General features: G+C 69.2%; 7 protein-coding genes. All 7 read right to left on the bottom strand.

The window, feature by feature from the left end; all coding sequences use genetic code 11:
- Nucleotides 1-9: 9 nt before the first annotated feature.
- The gene (trxA, locus tag ACFWFP_RS18365; protein WP_189031738.1) at nt 10-342 is read right to left on the bottom strand and encodes a thioredoxin; all 333 of its coding nucleotides are present in this window, start codon (nt 340-342) and stop codon (nt 10-12) included.
- A 32-nt stretch (nt 343-374) separates the two neighbouring features.
- Nucleotides 375-1361, bottom strand: a complete 987-nt coding sequence (gene trxB / locus ACFWFP_RS18360) for a thioredoxin-disulfide reductase (RefSeq protein WP_379296472.1) — start codon at nt 1359-1361, stop codon at nt 375-377.
- 191 nt (nt 1362-1552) lie between these two features.
- Nucleotides 1553-2305: a hypothetical protein gene (locus tag ACFWFP_RS18355; protein ID WP_379296470.1), complete on the bottom strand. Its 753-nt coding sequence runs from the start codon at nt 2303-2305 to the stop codon at nt 1553-1555.
- Nucleotides 2306-2401: 96 nt separating this feature from the next.
- Nucleotides 2402-2998, bottom strand: a complete 597-nt coding sequence (sigM, locus tag ACFWFP_RS18350) for an RNA polymerase sigma factor SigM (RefSeq protein WP_379296818.1) — start codon at nt 2996-2998, stop codon at nt 2402-2404.
- A gap of 294 nt (nt 2999-3292) precedes the next feature.
- Nucleotides 3293-7084, bottom strand: coding sequence for a murein biosynthesis integral membrane protein MurJ (locus ACFWFP_RS18345; protein ID WP_379296468.1), 3792 nt, complete (start codon nt 7082-7084; stop codon nt 3293-3295).
- 1323 nt (nt 7085-8407) lie between these two features.
- Complete coding sequence (locus ACFWFP_RS18340) at nt 8408-10876, bottom strand: DUF6049 family protein (protein WP_379296466.1); 2469 nt, start codon at nt 10874-10876, stop codon at nt 8408-8410.
- Nucleotides 10873-11328 (bottom strand): NUDIX hydrolase, encoded by a 456-nt coding sequence (locus ACFWFP_RS18335; protein ID WP_228536794.1) that lies wholly within the window; start codon nt 11326-11328, stop codon nt 10873-10875. Before ACFWFP_RS18335 ends, ACFWFP_RS18340 begins: the two co-directional genes overlap by 4 nt.
- Nucleotides 11329-11511 lie beyond the last annotated feature (183 nt).

Raw genomic sequence — 11511 nt, 5'->3', positions numbered from 1 at the left:
TGCTCTGTGCTAGATGAGACCGTCGAGCTCGCGCAGCAGCGCCGCCTTGCCTTTCGCGCCGACGATCTGCTTCACCGGCTTGCCGCCCTGGAACAAGATCATCGTGGGCAGCGACAGGATCTGGTAGTCGCGCGCGGTGCCGGGGTTGGCCTCGGTGTCGAGCTTGGCGATGGTCAGCTTGTCGGCGTGGGTACCCGCGATCTCCTCCAGCACGGGGGCGACCATCTTGCACGGGCCGCACCAGTCGGCCCAGAAGTCGACGAGCACCGGCTTTTCGCTGAGCAGGACATCGTCGGCGAAGGACTGGTCGGTGACGGTGATGGTGTTGGCACTCTCGGCCATGGGTGTCTCCTCGACAGGGGTGGAACTCGAAATCAGTTGGCGCGCACGCCGGCCGGGCCGTCGGCGTGGTCGAGCGTGTTGGCGGTGATGTCACCCTGCTCGGCGAGCCAGCGTTCGGCGTCGATCGCGGCGCGGCAGCCGGTGCCCGCGGCGGTGATGGCCTGGCGGTAGGTGTGGTCGACGAGGTCGCCCGCGGCGAAAACGCCTGCCACATCGGTGGCGGTGCCCGGATCGGTCACCTGCACATAGCCTTCGCCGTCGAGAGCGATCTGGCCCTTGACGAGTTCGCTGCGCGGATCGTGCCCGATGGCGACGAACAGGCCGGTCGCGTCGAGCTCGGACTCCGCGCCGGTGCGGGTGTCGCGCAGGGTGAGGCTGGTGACGCTCTTCTCACCGTTGACCTTCACGACCTCGGAGTTGAGCTGGAACTTGATCTTCTCGTTGGCCTTGGCGCGCTCGAGCATGATCCGTGACGCACGGAACTCCTCGCGGCGGTGCACGATGGTGACGCTCGCGGCGAACTTGGTGAGGAAGGTCGCTTCCTCCATGGCGGAGTCGCCGCCGCCGACCACGACGATGTCCTGGCCCTTGAAGAAGAAGCCGTCGCAGGTGGCGCAGGCGCTCACGCCGCGGCCGAGCAGGTCCTGCTCCCCCGGCACGTTCAGGTAGCGCGCGGCCGAACCCATCGCGAGGATCACGGCGTAGGCCTCGAAGGTCTCGTCACCGACGGTGACCTTCTTCACGGGGCCGGACAGGTCGATCGCGTCGACGTCCTCGGTGCGCAGCTCGGCGCCGAAACGCTTGGCCTGGTCGCGCATCTGCTCCATGAGGTCGGGGCCCATGATGCCGTCGCGGAAGCCCGGGAAGTTCTCCACCTCGGTGGTGGTCATCAGGGCGCCACCGAACTGGGTGCCTTCGAAGACCAGCGGCGAGAGTTCCGCGCGGGCTGCGTAGACGGCCGCCGTGTAGCCGGCGGGTCCTGAGCCGACGATGATCAGGTCGCGAACTGGCGTGCTCATGGGGACCTTCCGAGAAGTAAAGCTGGGGACGTGTCGGTCAACAACACCCTAATCGGTGTTGTTCCCCGGCCGTCGGCGCTACCCGGCAAAGCGGTGGAAGGCCCATCGACAAACATTCCGTGCACCGCCTCGGACCGGGGACCCCTGATATGTCGTTACCCGCAGGGGCCCCGGCCCGGTTTTCCGTGATGTCAGCCGATATCGCGCAGGGTCAACTGTTCGGGAGTGCCGGTGGTGCAGCCGGTGCCGACCACCAGGGCCGTGATGGTGGGGGCCTGCTCGCCCTGGACGAGCACCAGGACCGCGTCGGAGCCACGAAAAGTGATGTTCGACGCTCCCAGTACCCCGCGGTCGATGCCGTTGGCTTGTACGCAGCGGGTGAGGGCGGCTTCGTCGGCCAGCGGGCCGATCACGTCACGTTTGCCCAGTGCGCGCAGCGCGGCGGCGGTGGTGAGCTCGTCGGCGGCCGCCGGTTCGGTGAACGGCGCGGCAGTGGGGGTGCCCTCGGTGGTGTCGAACGTGCTGAACACCGCGCCGCCGCCCGCCAGGACGGCCACCGTAGCGGCGGCCGCGGCGAGGAGCCCCAGTCTGCGCCGGGAGCGGTAGCGGTCCAGCGAGGTCGCAGCGGTGGGCACCGGTTCGGCGGCCGGCGCCTGGGCAACGGCCCCGAGCGGCGTGATGCGCTCGGTCGGGCCCTCCCCCGCATCGAGTTCGGCGACGAATCGGAACATGCGGTCGGCCACGTCGTCGGGCATGCGGTGCATGACCCGCTCGTCGGTGGCCAGCGTGCGGAGGTGGGTGTTCACCTCGTCGAGCTTGTTCAGATAGTGCAGCGCGTCTACGTCGGTGCGGACCACGGGCCACAGTTGCTCGCACAGTTCGGGCGCGAGGTTGTCGGCATGCAGATCGGCCAGCAGTTCCGACGGGAACGGAGGCTGCGGCACGGATCGAGACACCCTCGCACCTCCCCTGTTCTGTCGATATCGGATCGCAGGATTTACATCGCTGACTTGTTCGTCACTGTTAATGACGCATCCCGACTACATCCGGTTCCCTGGATCCCGGAAAAATTCCAAACGTTCTTGCAAACGTACGCGCGCTCGGGCGCATCGGCTCTTGATCGTGCCCGGCGCCACGCCGAGCGCAGCGGCGGTTTCGGCGACGCTGCGGCCCTCCATCTCGGTCATCACCAGCGCCAGCCGCTGTTCGTCAGGGAGGGTGAACAGCGCCTCGCTCACGACGGCGGACAACTCGTAGTGCGCGAACGCGTCGTGCGGGTCGACCGCCTCGGGCATGGTGTCGGGCAGGATCGACACGGCGCGACGGGTCTTGTTGCGCCGAATGCGGTCGAGGCAGGCATTCACCACGATGGCGTGCAGCCAGCTGCGCACCTCGGATTCGGCGCGAAACGAGTCGGCGGTGCGATGGGCCGAGAACAGGGCGTCCTGCAGACAGTCGGCGGCGTCCTCGCGGCTGTAGGACGTGCGCAGGGCTGTCTGCCAGAGATGGTCGGAATGCCTGCGCAGCAGCTCGGCGAAGACATGCGGTTCCCCGCGGACGTGGGCGGCGAGCAGTTGCTTGTCGCTGCCGTTCTCCAGGAACGAGCGGACGCTGGACGCGACCTGCCGCGGTGGCACACCGCGGACTTGCTCGTTGACTTCCGGCGACAAAACTGACCCCTTGGACAGCGCTCATTACGGCGACTTCGAGCCGGCGAACAAGGCCGATCCATCACCTGACTACTACGCGGCGTCCAGGATCGACGTCGACAAATCCTGGGTAACTCCCAACCGAGAGCGCGGGGGGATCATACCGTTGATAACAATTACGCACCAACCGGACCGCGGTTCGATGAAGCTCGGCTGTGGGCCCGGAAATGCTCGACCACCTGCACAGACAGCGGAGGTGGGAGGGTTTACGGCGCGATGAGACTAGGGGGCCGCTTCGAAGCGGACGTCGGCGATCGCGGTCTGGAACTGACCGCCGGAATTCGCCAGTCCGGTGATCCAGACCAGCACGAAACGAGCGGCCTGATCGGTCTGCACGGCGATATCGGTGACCCCGTCGTTGAGCTTGGCCGAACCGATCAGCTGGGTCTGGTCGAGCGTGGGCGCCTCGGTGGGCGAGGTGCGGATCTCGACGGTGCTGCCCGCGCTGGGCGAGGTGATCGACACATTGGTGAGCTTGGCCGGCGTCGGCAGCGTGGCCAGCAGCCCCACGCCCTTCTTGAGGGCGGGGAACTGCTGGAAGTACTGATCGGTGCGCCACACCGTCGCCGGGTTGTTGTCGAGCACCGCGCCCGCCGCCGCGGCGCCGTCGGGGGTGCCCTCCGGGGAGAACACCGAGGCGCCGGTGACCGGCACCGGCACACTCGTCGGCGGTGCCGCGGGGTCGTCGGCGGGCGGTGCGGACGCCGCGGGCGGCGCCACACTCGAGGTGAGCCCGATATTGATCTGCTGGTCCAGCGGCTTGTCCGACGCGCCGGGCGCGAAGATGCTGACCATCCACCAGATCAGCACGCCGACCACCAGCGCGGCGAGCACGCCGAGGGCGACCATGATCCACATCATCCGCTTGGAGCGTTCGCGCTCGGCCGCGAGCAGTTCCGGGTCGGCGAGTGAATCGGCACCGGGGGCCACAGCCCGCTGACCCAGACGTAAGACCGGAATGAAGTCGGTCTTCTGATCCACCACCGAGGCCTGCTCGAGCACGTGCTGCACGGTGGCGGCGGTGCGCACGCCCTTGTTGGATTCCAGCGAGCGAACCGCGACCGCCGAGATCTCGAACGGCACCTCCGGCCGGATCTGCCGCGGTTCCACCGGGGTGCCGTCCGGTCCGAAATCGGCCAGTCGCAGTCCACCGATGGTGGCCGCCGACCCGGTGACGCCGCCGACGCGAATCGGCCAGCGCGCGGTGATCAGGGCGTAGAGCATCGCGCCGAGGCCACGGACGTCGCCTTGCGCGTCGGAATCGCCGAGGGTGCCGGGGAACGCGAGGACGGCGTCACCGGAGGCGCTGATCCGGATCCGATCGGGGTGATCGATCGACAGCGAGCCGCCGCCACGATGGGCGAGTTCGGCCGCCGAGGCGAGCGCCCTGATGGCCCGGGCCGCGCCGACCGGCGACGGCACAGTCTCGGCCATCTCACGCAGGGAACGGCCCGGGGTCCACTCGGCCACGACGATGCCGCCGGAGCTGCCACGGACCACGTCGAGGACCCTGGCGAGGCCGGGCGAATTGATCCGGCCGAGTCGCAGCGTGCGCGACAGCACCGCCTGCGGGCCGTCGTGACCGGAATTCTCACCGGAGGTCTGATCGGCGTCCACGAAGGTCAGCGCGACCTCGCGATCGAGCTTGATATCGAGTGCCTGCCAGAACTTCAGCCCACGCGCACCGCCGTGACCAGCGAGCAACCGGTACCGGCCACCGGCGACGGACGCGCCGGGGATCAGCTTGGGGCCGCGCTGGGCACGGTTGGCCGCGGCGCTCGGAGGCAGCTGCGGTGGGATCGGCAACATGCCGGTGTCGTGTGTCGGGTCGTGCGGCGGCATAGCCGAACGCGCGTCTTCATCGTGCGTGTCGCGTTCGTCGGGCGCGTCGGTATGCTCGCTGTCCGCGGAGTCCGGCGCATCCGGCCCGACCTCGGTAGACATTCCTGCTGCCGCGCGCGCCGCAGAATCAGCGGCCGGGACGCCGCCCACCGCGTCATCGCTCACCCTCGGTCCTCCTTCGGCCTGAAAACCCGTGTCGGTCTGCGGAACAGCGTACGGGAACTGTGCTTTACCGGTGCTGTCAACAGCACCCGGTCGAATGACGGGGAGCACCATGGTCTGGGTGTCCAAAGACTGCCCGTATGCGGGGAATCCATAGGTATCGGGACGGCGCAGGACGGTGGTCGCGTAGATGTCGTCTGCCGGGGTGTCGTCGAGACCGAGATCCGGCGCGGGCGGGGTGATGCCGAGCTTGCGCGAGATCGCGACGGTGATGGCGACGACCTCGGGGATACCGGCCAGCCGCATCAGGCCGAAGGCCACCGAGAACATGACCAGCGCATCGATGAAGACGCGCAGCAGCGAACCCGCGCCGCCGGAGACGCGGTCGAGTCCGGTCACCGTGTCGACGATCAGCATCACCGCGCCGCCCGCGATCGAGGCGAGCAACACTCTGGTCACAGTTCGGCCGACATTGACCATGCGCAGGTCGCCGAGACTGCGGTGCAACAGCACGCCGCCGATCACCGCGCCCGCGGTGAATCCGAGGCCGGTGGCGACACCGAGCACGATCACCACGTCGTCGCTGTCGCGGGCGATGACCGGCGCCAGTGCCGAGATCAGGATCTTGATCGCCGTGATGCCGAGGATGATCCAGGTCGGTGTCCATGCCTGCTCGCGCGCGTAGAACACCCGCAGATGGATGAGCACGAGCGAATACGGGATGAGCGAGAACGCCGACCAGCTCACGGCGCTGCCGAGCCGTTCGGCGTCTCCGGAGAATCGCGCGTAGCCGTAGAGCGCCTGGCCGATCTCCGGGCCCGCGAGGGTCATGAAGGTGACGATCGGAAGCATCGCGATCATCGTCAGGCGCGTGGCTACGGACAGGTCGTCGACCACGGCGGGGGTGTCGTCGTCGGCGGCGCTGCGGCTCAGCCGCGGCATGATCGCGGTGAGCAGGGTTACCCCGATCACACCGTAGGGCAGCTGCAACAGTGCCCATGCGTTCGCGAAGATCGCGGGACCCGCTTCGTCGGCCGAGGAGGCGACGTTGTTCGCGACCACCAGGCCGATCTGACTGATCAGCACGTACAAGATGATCGCGATGCCCATCTTGCCGAACTGCTTGAGGCGCGCGTCGACCCCCCACAGCGGACGCAGGTTGATCCCGTGCCTGCGGATCGCGGGCAGCAGGCAGAGTGCCTGCGTCGCCACGCCCGCGGTGATGCCGAGGCCGAGAACCAGCAGTTTCGGGTCGCTCATCCGCACCGGGTCGAGCGTGATCTCGCCGGGTGTCAGCGCGTAGACCGCCAGCACTGTCAACGCGACCACGTTGTTCATCACAGGGGCCCACGCACCCGGCTTGAATGCCTGCCTGGTGTTGAGGATCGCGGTGAACAGCGCGGACATGCCATAGAAGAGGAGCGCGGGTGCCAGTAGGTAGGTCAGTGCGACGGTCAGGTTCGTGTTCACCTTGCCGTCGGAGGAGACGAGCACGTGACCGGCCAGGATGGGCGTGGCCGCCAAGGTGAGCACCGTGGCGGCGAACAGTACGGTGAACGCCGCTGTCACCAATCTGCGCACGAACGCGACGCCGTTGTCGGCGTCCTCCTGCTCGGCACGGATCAAGGTCGGCACGACGATGGCAGTGAGCACGGCACCGAGGACGAGCTCGGCGATCATGTTCGGGATCAGGTTCGCCGAGATGAACGCACTCGCGATGGCCGGACCGAGGACCGTCAGCAACAACAGCTGCTTGGCGAATCCGGTGATCCGGCTGATCAGTGTCGCGACCGCGATCGAACCCGAGTCCTTGAGCAGCTTCGCATTGGCACTCGTCGGGGTGCCCGCCTTATGGGCAGGTTCGGCCGCCGCCACCTTCTTCGGCCGGGCGATGACCTGGGTCCGCTCCGCCGATCGGTCGTCGGCAGGCGAACCGCTCGCGCCCCGTCCACGCTCGCCGAATCCGGCACCGGCCTGGCGGCCGTCACGCGTGGGATCCGCGGCGGGCATCCCGGGGAAACTCGGTGCCGGCCGACCCCGCTCCGATGGAGCTTGCCTACGTCCACCGGCCTGATCGAGCCGATCCTGTCTCGGAATGGCGCCGGACTGCCCACCACGCGGCGGGACCGGTCGTTGCTGGGGGAACTCGCCCGACGGGTTCGGCCCGGATCGCCGCGGGGCGAACCCGTCGGGTCCGGAAGCCGAGCCAGAGCGCTGCTGTTGCGGGAACTCGCCGGAGCGCTCGGCGGATCCAGCGCCGGGCCGCGGTTGTTGCGGGAACTCACCTGATCGCCCGGCGGAAGCCGGGCCGGGCCGTTGCTGTTGCGGGAACTCGCCGGAGCGCCCGGCGGAACCCGGGCCGGGTCGCTGCTGCTGCGGGAACTCGCCCGATCGCCCGGCGGGACCGGGCGCGCGGCGTTGCGGTGGAGGCAGGGGACGGCCGTCGGGGCCGTAAGGAGCTGGGCGTGGTGGCTCGCCGGGGCGGGCGGCCGGACCGGCTGGTGCCGCGCCGGGAGGGCCGCCCACGCCGGGGCGCTGTGGGGGCATGCCGCCGGGACGTTGCTGCTGGGGGAATTCACCCGAGCGATTCGCCGGACCGGGTGGCTGGTGACGTGGGACCTGCCCGGGCCGGTCGCCGTGCGGCGGACGTTGCGGATCCGGGGAGCGATAGCCGGCGGGGCCTTGGAGCGGTCCGGGGCGGCCCGGTCCTGGGCGGGGCCCGGCAGGCGGTTGGGGCGCGTCGGGGTGACCCGGGGCGGGGCGATATCCGGGCGGGGGCGGTTCAGCGCGACGAGACGACGGACTCGGCGGCACGTCAGGGCGGGACGAACGGTGCGCCGAAGGCGGTTGCGGTGCGCTCGGGTCGGCGGAGCCCGGCCGGTAACCGGCCTGGTAGCCCGGCTGCCCCGGTGCGTCGGTGCCGGGCCGCTCCCCCGGATGACGTGGTGCGCCGGGCTGTCCGGCACCGGGATGACGCGGCATCGCGTGCGGATCGAACCCAGGATCACCAGGCCGGACCGGCGGACGACCATCTCGCGGCGCGGCGAAGTCGGGGCGAGCACCCGGACGCCCTCGGTCCACGTGTGGCACGGCCTCGTCGCGGTCGGCGTCGTGTCCAGCCGTCATCCCACGTTCCCACGGAGCACTGGGGGCCCGGCGCAGGGTCGGGTCGTCGTCGTGGTCACGCCGATGAGCGGAATCATCGTCGCCCATCATGCCTCCTGTACCCGGCGTAACCCGCGAATCCCGCCGGTCCGATGAGCGTTTCGCTCACCAGTGCCACTCTCGTCCTTGTCTGTCATGGTGCCCTGACCGCGCGTCAGGCGCGGGTGTTCACTGCCGTTGCAGCCGCTGACGTGCGCGCCGCAGCCGACCCGCCCGTTCGACGGTCTCCGGGGCGAACCCTTCGTCGGCGGGGTCGGGTTGCCCGCGGAACCGCCGCAGCAGACGGCGCCCGGCCAGCAGCAACAGCAGTATCGCGGCACATGCGGTAATTATGGCCAGCGCCTGACCGTAGGCGTTCGAGCGGACCGAGACCGAGGTCGCCTCTCCTAGCGCTATCCCGTCCGGGGTGGTAAGGGCGATCGGAATGACCAGCTTACGGCTGTCGCTCACCTCGGTCGGAATCTGGAACGACCTGGTTCCGGACGGTGGAAGCAGCTGTTCGCCGATATCGGTGATGTTCGTCTCGGCAGGCGCTTCGATCCGGAACATCACCCGGATGGCGACGGGCAGTTCGTTGCGCGCCACCAGCAACAACGGGCTCTGCTCGGAGGCCAGCGTGTACACCCCGCCCGGCGGCAGCACCGAGACCGAGGAGAACATCGTGTCCAGTTCGCGGGTCGCCTGGTCGATGCGCCGCTGAGCGTGCAGGTCGGCGAGGGTGTCGTTGTCGGCCCTGCGATCGGACAGGCTCAGCGCGCGCAGCAGATCCTCGCGCGCCGGGGTCAGGAACGCGTGCGGGGTGAGCTCGGATTCGGGCAGTTCGACCAGCGCCCGCATCAGCTCGGTCACCCGGGCGCCTTGGTCGTGCACCGGTCCGATGAACTGTTCCGGCGCGGCGTCCTGGGCGGCGCGCGGCAGATACTCCAGCGCGAAAGGCCGCGGATCGGGCGCCTGTGTGACGAGATCGGTGAAGCTGCGCGGGCTCGCGAGGTTGTTGCGGGTGAGCAGTTCGACCTGCTTGAGCAGCGCGACGCCTTCCTCCCGGCTGGCGCCCCACTGCTGCGGCGGCATCAGCAGCTGCGAGCGCGGCCGGTCCGGCGACGGATTGAGCGCACTCCACGCCATCGCGCCGAGCGCGTCCTGCAAGCGGGCCGCGCGCGAGTCGTTGGTGACGTCGAAACGCACCTTCGACGGCGTGAACGACGGCGTCGGCGGGTTCGAACCGACCGCGGCCAGCGCGGTCGCCGACCAGATGTCGAAGGTGGTCACTCGCAGCGCGGGATCGGTCCCGGCGGCGGCACCGGCGGGCGGATCGACACTCACTCCCGGCACCCGTACGACGTCGGGCGCCGACTGTTCCCCACCGACGACCACATCGGGCGTGAGCGTGGTCGGGGCGGAGGTGAGCGCGTTGTCGGTATCGGCGGGCGACCCGTCACCCGATACGGCGGAACCGGCCAGCACCGCCGTCCCGTATCCGTGCTCGCGCAACAACAGCCCCGCCGGATCGTCGATGCTGCCCGAGTCGGGCAGGCTCACCCCGCGCAGCGACTGCGTGCCGAGGATCGAGTCCACCACATCGGCGGGTGCGAGCAGGGCCCGCGCCGACAGTCCCGGATCGTTCACCGCGGCCAGCGCCGCCACGTCGACCTGCGCGAACGGCAGGGCCACCGTGCACATCGACCCGGCCAGCGCGCGCAACCGGTCGAGCCAGGCTTGCGCGTTCGCCGCCCCGGTCCCCTCCCTGGTCGCCCCGCCCGGATCCGACGGACTGGCCAGCACCCGATAGCCGCGCGTCATCGTCTGCACGGTCGAGACCAGGTCGGGATCGATGGCGATGCACACCGATCCGGCCACACCTTTGTCTTTGCCCGGCGCGGGCACCACCGATTCCAGTGCCGCGACGAGCTGTTCGAGGCGTCCGCCCTTGCCGACCGAGGCCGCCAGTTCGTCGTCGAGCAGTTCGACCTGGCCGTTCACGGCGCCGGGTTTGCCGGCGACCATGCGGGGCCGGTCGGCCAGTGGCCAGATCATCGTGGTCGCGACCGGGGTTGCTTCCGGCGGGGTTGTTACCGGCGGTTCCGCGCTGCCGTCCACCCCGGTCGGCGGCAATCCGAGAACGGGGAGCAGGAATCGCGCGTCGTCGAGCCTGGCCTGGGTGCCGTAGGCGGGTTCCCCGTTGACGTTGAGCAGCAGCGGATACACCCCGGGCTCGGTGAGCCCGAGCGATGCCTCCGAGCCCGCGCGCAACGCGATGCTCACCGAGAACTGTTTGCGCTGACCGGGACTCAACTGCGGCGCCACATCCTGGAACGGGCCGGTGACCTCGTAGTTCACCTGGTCCAGCCGCAGCGAACTACGCAACCCGCTCGGCGATTGCACCGCGGCGGCCCGCTGGATCCGCACGCTCACATCGTCGACGACCCGATCGCCGATATTGGTGACCGTGCCGGAGATGGTCAGCTTCGGGTCGCTGCCGGTGGTGACCGTGCCCGGCGCCACCGCATCCAGGGTCAGCTTGAGAAACTTCGGCGTTCCCGACTCGTCCGTTTGAGCGTGCGCCACCGCGGGCAGCAGCGTCATCGAACCCAAGATGGTCAGGACCGCCGTGATCAGCCGGATCAGTCCACCCGTCATCGCTTGCCGGTCTCCATCCGGTCGATCAATCGGTTCGCCACTTCGGCCAACCGCCGTTCGTCGGCGTAGGCCAATCGGGAATCCAACTCGCTCAACGGAACCCACGCAACCTGGGTCACTTCGACGTCGGCGTCGGACAGCTCACCGCCCAGACACCGCAGCAGGAAATGGTGCACGGTCTTGTGTACCCGTCTGCCCTCGGTGACGAACCAGTAATCGATGCTGCCGAGCTCGGCCACCACTTCCCCGTCGATGCCCGTCTCCTCGGCGACTTCGCGGATCGCGGTCTGCTCGGAGGTCTCGCCCTCTTCGATATGTCCCTTGGGCAGCGACCACAACAGCCGCCCGCGACGGTCGGTGCGCCCGATCAGCGCGGCGGTGCGCTGTTCCTTGGGGCCGTCGAGACCTTCGACGACCAGGCCGCCCGCCGAGGTTTCCCGGACGGTGCGCATGCGGGGTTTGCCGGCGTTGTTCGCCGAACCGCGCCGCCGCGGCTGGCGGCGTCGACTGTTCGCGCGATCGGCCGGAGGAGACACCTCGCCAGCTTAGCTGTGCAGATCGAGTGCGGGCGCGGGTGAGGGGGCGGGGGCGAATTTTGTTGTTCGGTAGTCCCAGGAGGTTTGAGGCTGTGTTTG

It is taken from the genome of Nocardia sp. NPDC060249, from assembly GCF_042728755.1.
Taxonomy (GTDB): Bacteria; Actinomycetota; Actinomycetes; order Mycobacteriales; family Mycobacteriaceae; genus Nocardia.
Note: the sequence above shows the minus strand (reverse complement) of the source record. Positions and strands in the feature narration are given on the sequence as shown.

Coding starts and splice junctions, on each gene's coding strand:
- ACFWFP_RS18340 (WP_379296466.1), bottom strand. CDS start 10,876: ATGACGGGTGGACTGATCCGGCTGATCACGGCGGTCCTGACCATCTTG.
- trxA (WP_189031738.1), bottom strand. CDS start 342: ATGGCCGAGAGTGCCAACACCATCACCGTCACCGACCAGTCCTTCGCC.
- ACFWFP_RS18345 (WP_379296468.1), bottom strand. CDS start 7,084: ATGCCCGCCGCGGATCCCACGCGTGACGGCCGCCAGGCCGGTGCCGGA.
- ACFWFP_RS18335 (WP_228536794.1), bottom strand. CDS start 11,328: ATGCGCACCGTCCGGGAAACCTCGGCGGGCGGCCTGGTCGTCGAAGGT.
- trxB (WP_379296472.1), bottom strand. CDS start 1,361: ATGAGCACGCCAGTTCGCGACCTGATCATCGTCGGCTCAGGACCCGCC.